This window comes from Metabacillus litoralis (assembly GCF_020524045.1).
GTDB classification, from domain to species: Bacteria; Bacillota; Bacilli; order Bacillales; family Bacillaceae; genus Metabacillus; species Metabacillus litoralis_C.
Genome location: NZ_JAIVKL010000025.1, coordinates 1 through 13,859, shown reverse-complemented (window position 1 = coordinate 13,859; position 13,859 = coordinate 1). Strand labels below are relative to the sequence as shown.

Here is a 13,859-nt window from a genome sequence, read left to right as displayed (position 1 = left end):
AAAAGCAATCTAGCTCTAAGAAAAACATTCATCTAGATACCACTTACTATACATATCAATTGATAATAATTATCATTTTCATATATGATTCTAGCATAACACTTTTCAAAAGGTCAATAACTCACGCAGCCTTTTTTAGATGGTATTTACCTCTTCTAATTTATGGAATTCTTTTTGTAGTTCATTATTTACTTGTCACAGTTTCTAGCTTCCCACTTTTAACTAAGTGAACGGACTTGCTCAGCCCTCAACAATAAAAATAAAAGGCCACGGTGTTTGAACGTGGAGAAGTCATAGATAATATTGACAAGCTATAACAAGAGCTTCTTCAACTTCTAAAATTTTATAAACCATCTGAAATTTTACATTGATTCATCAATCAAATCAAAGTAATAATAATGGAAAACCAGTAATTCATTACCGTTCTAAGTGCTTTTGTAGGAGCAACAGGCGGGATTCCACAAACAGTTATTACATAAGGTATAAATGTGGATTACCTATAATTAATAGGTTTGGATCGAGATTTCACTATACTGTATAAAGAATAGAGAGAACAAAGAGAGAGATTATTTTTAAAGGAGGCAATTGATTTCAATTCAACATTTCAGTACAGCAACTAAGCAACTAATTATAGTTTTCTATATTTATTAGAATAAATCACTCACTAATCACAGACTAATGAGTGATTGTGATTTTTATTAATACGCATCATTTTGAACGTCACTAAAAGAAAAGGCTATGTTAAAGCTTAAGGTTGATTTTTAACTTTGTTGATTGGAGTGAAAGGCATGAGACTCCTGTGGGAGAAGCGTGTCGAAGGGAGCCCCCCCAGGCGCTTGCGCCGAGGAGGCTTCCGGACCGCTCGCGGAAAGCGAATGCCTGTAACTGGAAATCAACCATAAAGTTTAACAGAGCAAAAGAAAAAGGCTTCTCATAAGTTTAACCAACTCATGAGAAGCCTATTTTTATAATACTAATGTTAGCATTTTGTTAGCAGATTCTATATGAATCCTTATACATCAAGGGTTGAGACGGATTATTACATCATGCCGCCCATTCCACCCATTCCGCCCATGCCGCCCATATCAGGCATGCCGCCGCCGCCTTCTTCAGGCTTATCAGCGATTACAGCTTCAGTTGTTAAGAACATAGCTGCAACAGATGCTGCGTTTTGAAGTGCAGAACGAGTTACTTTTGTTGGGTCAACGATACCAGCTTCGAACATGTTTACCCATTGTCCGTTAGCTGCATTGAAACCAATGCCAACTTCTTCTTTTTTCAGGCGCTCAACGATGACAGATCCTTCAAGGCCTGCGTTGTGTGCGATTTGACGAACTGGCTCTTCAAGAGCACGTAAGATGATGTTGATACCTGTTTGAGTATCTCCTTCTTCTTGAAGTGCGCCTACTTTGTTATATACGTTAACTAGAGCCGTACCACCACCAGAAACGATACCTTCTTCTACAGCAGCACGTGTAGAGTTAAGAGCATCTTCGATACGTAGTTTGCGTTCTTTTAGTTCAGTTTCAGTTGCAGCACCAACTTTGATTACTGCTACTCCACCTGCTAATTTCGCTAAACGCTCTTGTAATTTTTCTTTATCGAACTCAGAAGTTGTTTCTTCTAATTGAGTACGGATTTGGCTTACGCGACCAGCGATTTGATCTGCTTGACCAGCACCTTCTACGATTGTTGTGTTTTCTTTTGTTACAACAATTTTAGAAGCGCGGCCTAATTGATCGATGTTAGCTGATTTAAGATCTAAACCAAGCTCTTCAGTGATTACTTCACCACCAGTTAAGATAGCGATGTCTTCAAGCATTGCTTTACGACGGTCACCGAAGCCTGGAGCTTTAACAGCAACTGCATTGAATGTTCCACGAAGTTTGTTCACAACTAATGTTGCTAATGCTTCGCCTTCAACATCTTCAGCAATTAATAATAGTGGCTTACCTTGTTGAACAACTTGCTCAAGTACTGGTAAGATTTCTTGAATGTTTGTGATTTTTTTGTCAGTGATTAATACATATGGGTTTTCAAGAACTGCTTCCATTTTGTCAGAATCAGTTACCATATATGGAGATGCATAACCACGGTCAAATTGCATACCTTCTACTACTTCAAGTTCAGTAGAGAATCCTTTAGATTCTTCGATTGTGATAACTCCGTCGTTACCAACGCGCTCCATTGCTTCAGCGATCAATTGACCTACTTCATCATCAGCTGCAGAAATCGCTGCAACTTGTGCAATAGATTCTTTGCCTTCGATTGGTTTAGAAATTGCTTGTAACTCTTCAAGTGCAACAGTTACCGCTTTTTCGATTCCTTTACGAAGAACCATTGGGTTAGCACCAGCTGTTACGTTCTTTAATCCTTCGCGGATCATTGCTTGAGCTAATACAGTTGCAGTTGTTGTTCCGTCACCAGCAACATCATTTGTTTTGCTAGCTACTTCAGCAACAAGTTTAGCACCCATGTTTTCAAAAGCATCTTCTAATTCGATTTCTTTTGCAATTGTTACACCATCATTTGTAATAAGTGGAGAACCGTATTTCTTTTCAAGAACAACGTTACGTCCTTTTGGTCCTAATGTAACTTTTACAGCATCAGCTAATGCGTCAACACCACGAAGCATTGAACGACGAGCATCTTCACTAAATTTAATATCTTTAGCCATTTTTACAAAACCTCCTCAAAGTTTTTAAAAAAGTATTCTATTATATGTGTGCTGCAACCTTATCCGATAACAGCTAAAATGTCGTTTTCACGTAAAATTAAGTATTCAGTGCCTTCATACTTTACTTCAGTACCAGCATATTTTGAGAAGATGATACGATCGCCTTCTGCTACTTCAAGTGCTACTTTTTCACCACTGTCTAAAACTCGGCCTGTACCAACTGCTACAACCTTACCTTCTTGTGGCTTCTCTTTCGCACTATCAGGAAGGACGATACCACTAGCAGTTTTTTCTTCTGATTCAACTAACTCGATAATAACGCGATCACCTAATGGCTTTAACAAGTGAAACAACCTCCTCAAATTCTTAAAAATTAGATATTTTTCCCTTATTAGCACTCAACACCTTTGAGTGCTAACACAATTTATATATTATATAAGTTCTCTTTTAATTTCAAGTATGAAGTTCACTTTTTTATAGAATTTTTTATTATTCCTCACTTCGACTTTTTAGAGTATGTTAGATTCTCTCTTTCTATTCTAGTTAAAGATTTCATTTTTAAACTTGTTTTCTATTTTCACATCAAAAATAAGCACTTTTATAGTCAAAATTGTCGTATATTGGTGAATTATGATTTTCCCAAGAGTTACTCAAAATTTTTAGAATCAACAAACTTTACTAAAACAGCCTTATCATACATAGAACTAATAGTAGTTATGTTACAATAAAATTTGTTGTTATTAGCAAACCGCTTGACCACATAGATTATTGCTCTTTACGATAAAGGAGGCTTATATGAAAAAACATTACTGGCTGATTCTACTTACATATATGCTATTACAGCTTTCTGCTATTGTTGGAATTGGATTGTTTTCTTTACTCAATATAGGAGAAACAACTGTAGAGAGATTTGCTTACTGGACCATCTTCAGCTTTACATTAGCATTCCTTATTATTTTGTTTCTTTTAAGAAAAGAACGTACTCTGGAAAGTGATTTTAGAGAAGAACCAGCCTCTGTTAGTGAATCAGTTGTCTGGGCTATTATCGGTTTCTTTTTAGCTATTTTTGCACAAACCCTTGCTGCTAATATCGAAATTAACCTTTTCGGAGTTGAACCTGGTTCTGAAAATACAAAAATGATTATTCGTATTATTGAAGTTTCACCACTAGTTATTATTGTTACTTCGATATTAGGACCAATATTAGAGGAAATCGTTTTTAGAAAAATCCTTTTCGGCGTATTATATAAGAAAACAAATTTCTTCATAGCAGGGATTATTAGTTCATTAATCTTCTCACTATTCCATGGTGAGCCACAGCATCTATTGTTATATGCATCAATGGGTTTTACGTTTGCATTTCTTTATGTAAAAACAAAACGAATTCTTGTCCCAATTTTCGCCCATGTAGCAATGAATACAATGGTTGTTATTATGCAAACTGTATTCAAGGAAAAGATTGAAGAAATGATGAAGATATTAGAAAAAATGCAGCTAGAGCAACAAATGCAAGCGATTATTGGAGGATTTTTATGATGAGAGCCAACCCAATTTCCATGGGGATTTTTTACTTAATCATGGGAATATTATTTACTTATTTAGCTATTAATAGTGCAGCAGAAGGACTTTTCACCTTCCCAACAATGATCCTCATGCTTATCGCAACCTTTGATATCGGTGTAGCCATAAGGATGTTCACTTTATCAAAGAAATTAAAAAAGAAAAGCAATAAAAAATGAGACTGAAATCAGTCTCATTTTTTTGCATTTTCTTCTTCAAAACGAAGTTTTTGTGCATTTCTATATGATATTCTCGAAATCCATATACTAATTTCATATAAAATAAACATTGGAATAGACACCATTAGATGTGATGTAATCTCAGGTGGTGTAATGAGTGCGGCAATAACTAGCAACACAAAGTAAGCATACTTTCTTACTTTTGTTAAAAACATCGGTGTGACAATTCCCAATCGTGTCAAAAACATGATGACTACTGGCATTTGAAATAACAAACCAAATGGCATCGTGATTTGTAATAAAAAGGTGAAATATTCATTTATTCCTATAACTTGATTGATATCTAAATCATTTGAAATTCTCTCCATAAACTCAACGACAAATGGAAAAAGAATAAAATATGAAAAAGAAATACCTAATAAAAACAGTAGTAGAGAGATAGGTATATAGCTTAATGTTACTTTTCTTTCCTTCTCATATAAACCAGGGCTAACGAATGACCAAAACTGATATAAAATAATTGGTGATGTAATAACAAAGGCAATGATAAATGCAAATTTCATATACACCATCAAAGGATCAGTTAAATTAAAAGAATTCAATGTTAACGATTTTGCTTCTTCTGTATGCTGTAGATAAATAATAATCGGTCTTGAAAGTAAAAAACCTGCAATAACAGCTAAGAAAAAGAAAACGACAACAATCACGAGTCGTTTTCTTAGCTCTGTTATATGATCAATGACCGACATTTCATTTTGTGTCATATCGGATTCATCCTATCTTACTTGACTTCTTCCCTTGTTTCTTTCTTTTTTGCTTCTTGATCATCGTCATCATCTGCTAAACCTTTTGTTGCATTTTTGAATTCACGTAATGTGTTTCCAGCAGCTTTACCTAGCTCTGGTAATTTTTTTGGTCCAAAAATAAGTAACGCAACAAATACGATTAATAATAGACTACCGATTCCTACTGATGGCATCGACATCCACCTCCTTAAATGGGCTTTAATATTTGTTATATCTATTTATTTTTCTTCATTAGGGTAATGTTTTAAAAAGTAAACCAATGACTGAAGCTCTACAGCCAAATCAATGTGGTGGATTCTAATTTCGTCAGGAACATTTAATCTAGCAGGAGTAAAGTTTAATATCCCTTTAATTCCTTTTGATATCAGTCGATCAGTTATGCCCTGAGCTACTGGAGCTGGAACGGTTAAAATGGCGACTGTCACATCATCAGCAATCGTATCCTCGAGATGGTTTAAATCCAACACAGGTACACCACCAATTTCTGTTCCAATTTTGTCTTTATCCACATCATAAGCAATGGATATAACCGTATTATTATTCTTCGTAAAATTATAATGAAGAAAAGCTGTCCCTAAATTTCCTACACCAATCAAGCAAACTTTTGTGATTTCATCTTGATCTAATGTTTTTCTAAAAAAGGATAACAAATAATTCACATTATAACCATACCCTTTTTTTCCTAGTGCTCCAAAATATGAGAAATCTCTACGAATCGTAGCAGAATCTACTTTAACAGCATCACTTAATTCAGCTGATGAAACGCGTTGTTTTCCAGATGAATGTAAATTCTTTAGAAACCGATAATATAACGGTAATCTTTTAGCAGTTGCCTGCGGTATTTTTGATTGCTCTATATTCACTCTTATCCCTCACATTCATACAAAACGCAAAGCGTAAGCCTTATAAAAAGTCCCTCACTTTAAATATGTGACGTCCTGTGCTTTAGAGATAGACATAAAACCTAATGTCCAAGTACGACGGACCTTTTGAACTTTGTTTGTTGTTTCCTTATTTCATTTACGATGATCTCGGAAAAAGTCTCCACTTTTACCGCCTGTTTTTTCTACTAAGTAAGTAGGACCAACGACCATCCCTTTATCAACAGCTTTGCACATATCATAAACAGTTAGTGCTGCTATGCTTGCAGACGTTAACGCTTCCATTTCAACACCTGTACTGCCTTTTGTTTTAACAGTTGCTGAAATGAATAAAATGTATTTATTCTCTCTAGTGTCCCACTCAAAATCTATATCCACTCCTTTAATAGGAATAGGGTGGCACATTGGTATCACATTTGCTGTTTGTTTAGCTGCCATTATACCTGCCACCTGAGCAACAGAGAGAACATCACCTTTACCAATTTCATGGTTGGTGATTTTATCATATACTTCTTTTGTTAATTCAACACTTGTCTTAGCTAGTGCTGTTCTAACAGTCGTTTCCTTTGCAGAGATATCAACCATTTTCGCTCTGCCTTGATCATTAAAATGGGTAAATTCTGACATACTCATGTCCCCTTATATGTAGACTATACACTATTTTATAGCATCTGTCTGTTTTGTTATTGTGACAATTATTTGAATAGCCGTAACTGGCTACTTTTCAGTAAAATCACATGATACGTAATATAAAAAGCCTAATAAAATTCACCAACTCACACAGTCTCTTTGTTGCCCATACGAAGTTATTAAGCTACACTTAAAGCATTAGTAGAGGTGAAATAAATGATATTACTACAATTAAATCAACTTAGTAAGTTTTTCGGTGCTGATCCTATTTTAACGAATATTAAGCTAGAAGTACAAACAAGAGATAAGATCGCTCTTGTCGGTCGTAATGGCGCAGGGAAATCTACCCTTTTAAAAATAATAGCGGGTTACATGTCATATGATTCTGGTGAAATCATTAAACCAAAAGATGTAACAATTGGTTATCTAGCTCAAGATACAGGGTTAGAATCCACACTATCAATTTGGGAAGAAATGAATTTAGTTTTTAAAGACTTAAAATCAATGGAAGTTGAAATGCGAAATACCGAACAAAAAATGGCGACCGTTGATCCAAATAAAGACGCACAAACATTCGAGCAGCTTTTAAAAGATTATGATAGTCTGCAGGTGAGATTTAAAGAAAATGGTGGCTATCAGTATGAAGCAGATATCCGCTCGGTTCTACATGGGTTAGGTTTTAGTAAATTTGATCCTAACACAAAGATATCTTCCTTAAGTGGTGGTCAAAAAACAAGACTTGCTTTAGGAAAATTATTGTTAACAAGTCCGGACCTTCTCATTCTTGATGAACCAACAAACCATCTAGATATCGAAACACTCACTTGGCTTGAACAATATTTACAAAATTATCCTGGTGCAATTTTAATCGTATCACATGATCGCTATTTTTTAGATAAAATTGTATCACAGGTTTACGAAATTAGTCGACATACCAGTATGAAATTCACTGGTAATTACAGCAGCTACTTAAAGCATAAAGCTGAAAACTATGAAAAAGAAATGAAATCCTATGACAAGCAACAGGGGGAAGTTGCAAAGCTTAAAGATTTTATTTCACGAAATTTAGCACGTGCATCAACAACAAAGCTTGCCCAAAGCAGGCGAAAGAAGTTAGAAAAAATGGATCTGATGCATAAACCTCTAGGCGATGAAAAATCAGCAAATATTCAGTTTGATATAGAAAGACAAAGTGGAAATGATGTCTTAAAAGCGGAAAATATCTCCGTTGCCTATGATGGGGCTTCACCTATTATCTCAAATATATCATTCTCGATATCACGTGGTGATAGTATCGCTTTAGTTGGACCAAATGGTATTGGTAAATCAACGCTATTGAAATCGGTTGTTTCAAAGTTAGATTCGCTAACTGGAACTTTTGCCCTTGGATCGAATGTACAGATTGGCTATTACGACCAGCAACAAGCCGACCTTACTTCTAATAAACGAGTTGTGGACGAGCTTTGGGATGAATATCCTCATAAAACAGAAAAAGAAATTAGAACCATCTTAGGTAATTTTTTATTCTCTGGTGATGATGTGTTAAAACCCGTTTCAACACTAAGCGGTGGAGAAAAAGCCAGACTTGCTTTATCAAAACTTATGCTACAAAATGCTAACTTTCTCATTCTTGATGAACCGACGAACCATTTAGATTTAGATAGTAAAGAAATATTAGAAAATGCCTTAATAGATTATCCTGGAACGATCCTTTTTGTTTCACATGATCGCTATTTTATTAACAGAATTGCTACAAAAGTATTTGAGCTTTCAAAACATCAATTAACAGAATATCTCGGTGATTATGATTATTATCTAACAAAACAAGAAGAACAGTTAGAGCATGAACGTCTGGAACAAATCGCTCGTGAAAGCTCTTCCTCAAAAAAAGCTGTTGTTACTCAAGCAGAAGGAAAATTAAATTACCAACAAGAAAAAGAATTAAAAAAGCTTGAAAGACAAAAACAACGCAGAATTGAAGAAATTGAAAATGAAATAAGTGAAATCGAAGAAAAAATTGAAAAAAACGAAGCCTTACTATGTGATCCTGAAGTATATCAAAATCATGAAGAAGTACAAAAACTAAATACGGAAACTGAGCTCCTTCAATCCAAGCTAGAAGACTTAATGACAGAATGGGAACAGTTACATTAAAACAGCGAGAAAATCTCGCTGTTTTTTTCATGCACAAATAGAGTTGAAATAAAATGACTACGTTATTTCGACACATTTTTATATTAATCAGTTATATAGTAAGATTTACACAAAAATAGATTTTTTAACAGTTCTTTATCCACAATCGAAATCCTTTATTTCCAACATATCAACAGACTTATGCACATTGTCCACAATTTTACGCTTTTTTTTAGTACTTATACACAGGCGAATTTTTATTGATATGACAGCATTTTTTATACTTTTACACATTTCTACAATTATCGTGTATATTCTGTGGATAAGTATGTTTATACCCGAAAAAATCTCTTTTACTCCATAAAAAAAGCCCTCGACAAGTCGAAAGCTGTTAATAAGATGTTAATTCAAGGCCAGGATTAGCATTTAAAGCAAGATCACTTCTTACACCTTTATTAAATGAAACACTACCAGCAGCTGCGATCATTGCTGCATTATCTGTACAAAGAGATAGAGGTGGAATAATTAGCTCTAACCCTTCTCTAGTGGAAAATTCTTTTTCTAACGCTGTGCGTAAACCTTTATTTGCTGCAACTCCACCAGCAACTAATAGCTGCTTTACTTTATATTTATCCACAGCATGTCCAGTTTTAGTCACTAATACATCGATCACACTTTCTTGAAAGCTAGCAGCAATATCCTTGGGATCTAGTTCAATACCCTTTTGCTTTGCATTATGCAAAGTGTTAATAACTGCAGACTTAAGACCACTAAAACTAAAATCAAATGAACCCTCACCAAGCCAAGCTCTTGGTAAATCAATCGATGGAGTTCCTTCATGTGCTAAGCGATCGATATGAGGACCACCTGGATATGGAAGACCCAATGTTCTGGCTACCTTATCATACGCTTCACCTGCAGCATCATCTAATGTCTCACCAATCACTTCAAAGCTACCATGGTCTTGCATATAAACAAGCTCTGTATGACCACCAGAAACGACTAATGCCAGTAGTGGAAATTCCAGTTCTTTAATCAGTCGGTTAGCATAAATATGACCTGCAATATGATGAACGCCGACTAGGGGAATATTGTGAGCAAAAGCTAATGCTTTTGCTGCATTGACACCTGTTAAAAGTGCTCCAACTAGTCCTGGTCCTTCTGTTACAGCAATAGCTGATAAATTTTCAAATCCAAGTTGTGCTTCCTTCATCGCTTCGTCAAAAACAATTGTTAACTGTTCTACATGGTGTCTTGAAGCAATTTCAGGAACAACACCACCGAAACGTTTATGGCTTTCAATTTGTGAAGCAACAACATTAGCAACAATTTCTCGACCATTTTTTATTATAGCTGCAGCTGTTTCATCACAACTTGTTTCAATACCCATTACATATTGATCTTTTTCACTCATTCTACATTCACCCACATTATTAAAGCATCTTCTTGATTATCTGTATAATACCTTTTTCTTATCCCACCGGTAACAAAGCCAACCTTTTTATAAAGCGACTGTGCTACATGATTTGATACACGTACTTCTAGAGTGATTCTTTTCGCCTTCATTTCTTTACTTAACTGTACCGCAAACTTTAGAAGCGACTCTCCAATTTGTAAGCCTCTATACTCAGGATGCACAGCAATATTAGTAATTTGTGCATCCTCCATAATGACCCACAATCCACAATACCCTACAATTTGTTCCTCTGATTCTACAACTAAATATTTCGCAAATAAGTTTTGTTCTAATTCATAGAGCAAAGACTCCTTAGACCATGGAGCTGAAAAAGAGAGTAATTCTATTTGATACACTTGATCGATATCTTCTTTTTGCATTCTTCTTATTGAAAGGTTTTGATTCAATTTTGCCACCATCTTACTTTTGCTGTTCTAGCCATTTTGCTTCTGCTTCAGCTAGACGAATATAGTTTGGTACAAGGCTATGAACATCAGTTTCGTTCTTCACTAAACCAAGTAGAGCTAACTCACTTGGTCTGGGGTTATGTAATGTGACTTGTCCGAATACAGCCATTTCTCCTAATGTTTCCATAATTAATTCCTTATGAAGACTAACATCATTACCTACAAATAAAACATGTTCATTTCTTTCTTTCAACATATTTAACCAATCAGTTAATAATAGGTTTTGATCATTTTCTATACGAACTAACTCTTTATTTTTATAATGAAATAAACCTGTATAAATTTGTCCTCTTCTTGCATCGAATAGTGGTGATATCACACCATTAAAGAACCTTCCATTCGCAGCAAGAATCTCTAAGCTAGATACACCAACAATCGGTATGTTTAACGACCAAGCTAAAGTCTTTGCTATAGAGACACCTATACGAACACCCGTGTATGATCCCGGACCAGTTGCAACAATTATTTTATCTAGCTCACTTGGAGCTGTATCACAATCCTGTAATAATCTTTCGATAGCAGGCATGGCACGAACAGAGTGGTTTTTCTTTAAATTTGTGATATATTCACCAATGACATTATTGTCATCTACTAATGCAATTCCAAGTACATTATTAGTCGTATCAATTGCTAATGCTTTCATTGATTAACTCCTTACATATTTCTACATAATGAGAACCATAAGGAGTCATAGTAATCTTCCTTGTAGTTTCATCTTCATAATAGATTTTAATATCTAAACGTTCTGATGGTAGTTGATCATTAATTAAATGAGCCCACTCAACTACAGTTATACCATCTCCGTGAAAATACTCATCAAAACCTAGATCTTCACCCTCATCTTCTACACGATACACATCCATATGATATAATGGCAATCTTCCATCTTTATATTCTTTTATAATGGTAAAAGTAGGACTATTCACATTACGCTTTATTCCTAAGCCCTTTGCAAGTCCTTTTGTAAATGTCGTTTTACCTGCCCCTAAGTCACCTTCTAGAGTAATCACATCACTCGCAATCACTTTTTTAGACAAGCTACTGGCAATTGCTGAAGTTTCTTCAGCTGTTTTTGTTATAAATTCAAATTGTTCCACCTTGATTCACCTTACTTACCTTTGAAGTGGTTATACCCAGATTTTTTTAATTCTATCACTTGATCATTTTTATTCCTTAATAAAACATTGTCATGTTTTTTCGTTACATATCCTATTTTTGTAATGCTAATACCACATTCCAAACAGTTATGCTTTAGTTTTTCCCATGCATCTTGAGAAGTGGTGCCAACTAATTCGAAGTCCTCTCCTCCGAATAAAGCCCATTTTTTAATATCAAATCGGTCATGTAGTGAAAGTAACTCCTCACTAATTGGAAGATCTTCTTCGTTAATGATTATACCGATCTCACTTGCCTCAGAGAGTTCATTTAGCTCACTTGCTAAACCATCACTAATATCGTTTAATGATGCTCGCTCTAGCTGAGAAATGATTCGACCAACCTCTATTCGAGCTGTAGGCTTTTTATGACGATTGATTAAATAGTTTTCAATAGTAGGATCGATTTGATCAATTTCTTCCAACAAGACAGATAATCCTGCTGAGGAATCACCGATTGTACCAGTAACAAAAACAATATCTCCATCCTTGGCTGAGTTCCTCGTCGTCTTCACATGAGCCTCAACTTCACCTATAACAGTGACAGTAATAATAAGCTTTGCAGATGTAGAAACGGTATCTCCACCAATTAAATCCACCTGATATAACTCAGCAAGTTCATCCATTCCCAGATACAACTCTATTAACTCTGATTCTGTCCATGTAGTTGGAATCGCTATAGATACAAGATAATAGAGGGGGACAGCTCCCATTGCAGCAAGATCACTAAGATTAACCGCAAGTGCTTTATACCCAATTTCTTTTGGTGATGATAAATGCTTTAAAAAATGAACATCTTCTACCATTGTATCAACACAAATAACTTGGTTAAAGGATTCCGTTGGTTTATAAACAGCAGCATCATCACCAATTCCGACCACAACTTGTTTATGATAGGTTTTACTAGGCTTTACTTTATTAATAAAATCAAATTCATCCATATTTTTCTCCTTGGTGAGAAACGATTTCTTTTAGTCCATTGTGTTTAAATGAAAAACACACTCTTATGAAAAAACCTTAGGAATGTATTTCCTAAGGAATAACTCTATTAAGTTTAACTAATAATTATAGTTTATCCAAGTTTTATTCATTCTATCGTATCATAGATATCTTTATATAGGTTAAAAGAAAAAAGAACATAAAAAAAACGAAACATCAATGTTTCGTGTTGTGTAAATATGTATGGCGGTCCGGACGGGACTCGAACCCGCGACCTCCTGCGTGACAGGCAGGCATTCTAACCAACTGAACTACCGGACCAAGTTTTTTTCACGAAGTGAAAATAAACATCCTTGCTCTTAATCTTGAAAAAAGAAGTGAAAATAAACAACCTTGAACTTTTCTTAAGAACGAAGTGAATACTTCGAAGAAAATTTGGTTGCGGGGACAGGATTTGAACCTGCGACCTTCGGGTTATGAGCCCGACGAGCTACCAGACTGCTCCACCCCGCGACAATATAAAATGATTAAATTAAGTGTAAACTTAATTACTTGGCGACGTCCTACTCTCACAGGGGGAAACCCCCAACTACCATCGGCGCTGAAGAGCTTAACTTCCGTGTTCGGCATGGGAACGGGTGTGACCTCTTCGCTATCGTCACCAAATAAAAAACTAAGTTTGAAGGGATATTCCTTCAAAACTAGATAACGATTTTACAATTCAATTCACTGACGTTCGCTTATTTGTCCAGCTCCAGAAGCCAAATCCTACGGTAATTTCACTCTCTCGGACGAAGTCAAAGAACGACTTCTTCTCGATCGCTCCAATTCCCTATGGATAAAAGCTAAGCTTCTTCTGCTTTTCTATTTAGGTTAAGTCCTCGATCGATTAGTATCTGTCAGCTCCACACGTCACCGCGCTTCCACCTCAGACCTATCAACCTGATCATCTTTCAGGGATCTTACTAGCTTACGCT

14 protein-coding genes, 2 tRNA genes and 2 rRNA genes are annotated in these 13,859 nt (G+C 35.4%); 3 read left to right on the top strand and 15 right to left on the bottom strand.

From position 1 onward, the window contains the following. Nucleotides 1-1,039 precede the first annotated feature (1,039 nt). Nucleotides 1,040-2,677, bottom strand: a complete 1,638-nt coding sequence (gene groL / locus LC076_RS22150; protein WP_226671317.1) for a chaperonin GroEL — start codon at nucleotides 2,675-2,677, stop codon at nucleotides 1,040-1,042. A gap of 59 nt (nucleotides 2,678-2,736) precedes the next feature. Beyond that, nucleotides 2,737-3,021 carry a co-chaperone GroES gene (gene groES, locus LC076_RS22145; protein ID WP_026561982.1) on the bottom strand — a complete coding sequence of 95 codons (285 nt, stop codon included), beginning with the start codon at nucleotides 3,019-3,021 and terminating at the stop codon, nucleotides 2,737-2,739. Between the two features lie 451 nt (nucleotides 3,022-3,472). Here groES and LC076_RS22140 point away from each other — a divergent pair, with 451 nt between their 5' ends. Then, nucleotides 3,473-4,213 carry a CPBP family intramembrane glutamic endopeptidase gene (locus tag LC076_RS22140; protein WP_226671316.1) on the top strand — a complete coding sequence of 247 codons (741 nt, stop codon included), beginning with the start codon at nucleotides 3,473-3,475 and terminating at the stop codon, nucleotides 4,211-4,213. Beyond that, nucleotides 4,210-4,416: a DUF4305 domain-containing protein gene (locus tag LC076_RS22135; RefSeq protein ID WP_226671315.1), complete on the top strand. Its 207-nt coding sequence runs from the start codon at nucleotides 4,210-4,212 to the stop codon at nucleotides 4,414-4,416. The genes LC076_RS22140 and LC076_RS22135 overlap by 4 nt, the downstream gene beginning before the upstream one ends. Nucleotides 4,417-4,430: 14 nt before the next feature. On the opposite strand, the gene tatC is transcribed toward LC076_RS22135, so the two are convergent. The 4 genes from tatC to moaC form a co-directional block, all read right to left on the bottom strand. Then, nucleotides 4,431-5,180: a twin-arginine translocase subunit TatC gene (tatC, locus tag LC076_RS22130; RefSeq protein ID WP_226671314.1), complete on the bottom strand. Its 750-nt coding sequence runs from the start codon at nucleotides 5,178-5,180 to the stop codon at nucleotides 4,431-4,433. A gap of 17 nt (nucleotides 5,181-5,197) precedes the next feature. Next, a complete protein-coding gene (locus tag LC076_RS22125; protein WP_226671313.1) occupies nucleotides 5,198-5,395 on the bottom strand; it encodes a twin-arginine translocase TatA/TatE family subunit in 198 nt (65 codons plus the stop codon). A 45-nt stretch (nucleotides 5,396-5,440) separates the two neighbouring features. Continuing rightward, complete coding sequence (locus LC076_RS22120; RefSeq protein ID WP_226671312.1) at nucleotides 5,441-6,085, bottom strand: redox-sensing transcriptional repressor Rex; 645 nt, start codon at nucleotides 6,083-6,085, stop codon at nucleotides 5,441-5,443. A 153-nt stretch (nucleotides 6,086-6,238) separates the two neighbouring features. After that, on the bottom strand, nucleotides 6,239-6,730 hold the full coding sequence (moaC, locus tag LC076_RS22115; RefSeq protein ID WP_226671311.1) for a cyclic pyranopterin monophosphate synthase MoaC: 492 nt from the start codon (nucleotides 6,728-6,730) through the stop codon (nucleotides 6,239-6,241). A gap of 219 nt (nucleotides 6,731-6,949) precedes the next feature. Here moaC and LC076_RS22110 point away from each other — a divergent pair, with 219 nt between their 5' ends. Next, complete coding sequence (locus tag LC076_RS22110) at nucleotides 6,950-8,887, top strand: ATP-binding cassette domain-containing protein (protein WP_226671310.1); 1,938 nt, start codon at nucleotides 6,950-6,952, stop codon at nucleotides 8,885-8,887. 370 nt (nucleotides 8,888-9,257) lie between these two features. On the opposite strand, the gene tsaD is transcribed toward LC076_RS22110, so the two are convergent. The 9 genes from tsaD to LC076_RS22065 all read right to left on the bottom strand — a co-directional run. Continuing rightward, nucleotides 9,258-10,280 carry a tRNA (adenosine(37)-N6)-threonylcarbamoyltransferase complex transferase subunit TsaD gene (gene tsaD, locus LC076_RS22105; protein WP_226671309.1) on the bottom strand — a complete coding sequence of 341 codons (1,023 nt, stop codon included), beginning with the start codon at nucleotides 10,278-10,280 and terminating at the stop codon, nucleotides 9,258-9,260. Next, nucleotides 10,277-10,729 carry a ribosomal protein S18-alanine N-acetyltransferase gene (gene rimI, locus LC076_RS22100; protein ID WP_413466020.1) on the bottom strand — a complete coding sequence of 151 codons (453 nt, stop codon included), beginning with the start codon at nucleotides 10,727-10,729 and terminating at the stop codon, nucleotides 10,277-10,279. The genes tsaD and rimI overlap by 4 nt, the downstream gene beginning before the upstream one ends. A gap of 13 nt (nucleotides 10,730-10,742) precedes the next feature. Beyond that, entirely contained in the window at nucleotides 10,743-11,432 is a 690-nt protein-coding gene (gene tsaB, locus LC076_RS22095; protein WP_226671308.1) for a tRNA (adenosine(37)-N6)-threonylcarbamoyltransferase complex dimerization subunit type 1 TsaB, read from the bottom strand. Then, on the bottom strand, nucleotides 11,413-11,886 hold the full coding sequence (gene tsaE, locus LC076_RS22090; protein ID WP_226671307.1) for a tRNA (adenosine(37)-N6)-threonylcarbamoyltransferase complex ATPase subunit type 1 TsaE: 474 nt from the start codon (nucleotides 11,884-11,886) through the stop codon (nucleotides 11,413-11,415). Before tsaE ends, tsaB begins: the two co-directional genes overlap by 20 nt. Before the next feature lie 11 nt (nucleotides 11,887-11,897). Then, nucleotides 11,898-12,884 carry a thiamine-phosphate kinase gene (gene thiL / locus LC076_RS22085; protein ID WP_226671306.1) on the bottom strand — a complete coding sequence of 329 codons (987 nt, stop codon included), beginning with the start codon at nucleotides 12,882-12,884 and terminating at the stop codon, nucleotides 11,898-11,900. A 242-nt stretch (nucleotides 12,885-13,126) separates the two neighbouring features. Further along, a tRNA-Asp gene (locus tag LC076_RS22080) sits at nucleotides 13,127-13,203 on the bottom strand. A 115-nt stretch (nucleotides 13,204-13,318) separates the two neighbouring features. Next, a tRNA-Met gene (locus LC076_RS22075) sits at nucleotides 13,319-13,395 on the bottom strand. A 37-nt stretch (nucleotides 13,396-13,432) separates the two neighbouring features. Beyond that, nucleotides 13,433-13,548: ribosomal RNA gene (rrf, locus tag LC076_RS22070) — 5S ribosomal RNA — on the bottom strand. A 203-nt stretch (nucleotides 13,549-13,751) separates the two neighbouring features. Continuing rightward, nucleotides 13,752-13,859: ribosomal RNA gene (locus tag LC076_RS22065) — 23S ribosomal RNA — on the bottom strand; the annotation flags it as partial.

Coding starts and splice junctions, on each gene's coding strand:
- tatC (WP_226671314.1), bottom strand. CDS start 5,180: ATGACACAAAATGAAATGTCGGTCATTGATCATATAACAGAGCTAAGA.
- LC076_RS22135 (WP_226671315.1), top strand. CDS start 4,210: ATGATGAGAGCCAACCCAATTTCCATGGGGATTTTTTACTTAATCATG.
- thiL (WP_226671306.1), bottom strand. CDS start 12,884: ATGGATGAATTTGATTTTATTAATAAAGTAAAGCCTAGTAAAACCTAT.
- LC076_RS22125 (WP_226671313.1), bottom strand. CDS start 5,395: ATGCCATCAGTAGGAATCGGTAGTCTATTATTAATCGTATTTGTTGCG.
- groL (WP_226671317.1), bottom strand. CDS start 2,677: ATGGCTAAAGATATTAAATTTAGTGAAGATGCTCGTCGTTCAATGCTT.
- tsaD (WP_226671309.1), bottom strand. CDS start 10,280: ATGAGTGAAAAAGATCAATATGTAATGGGTATTGAAACAAGTTGTGAT.
- LC076_RS22110 (WP_226671310.1), top strand. CDS start 6,950: ATGATATTACTACAATTAAATCAACTTAGTAAGTTTTTCGGTGCTGAT.
- tsaB (WP_226671308.1), bottom strand. CDS start 11,432: ATGAAAGCATTAGCAATTGATACGACTAATAATGTACTTGGAATTGCA.
- moaC (WP_226671311.1), bottom strand. CDS start 6,730: ATGTCAGAATTTACCCATTTTAATGATCAAGGCAGAGCGAAAATGGTT.
- LC076_RS22140 (WP_226671316.1), top strand. CDS start 3,473: ATGAAAAAACATTACTGGCTGATTCTACTTACATATATGCTATTACAG.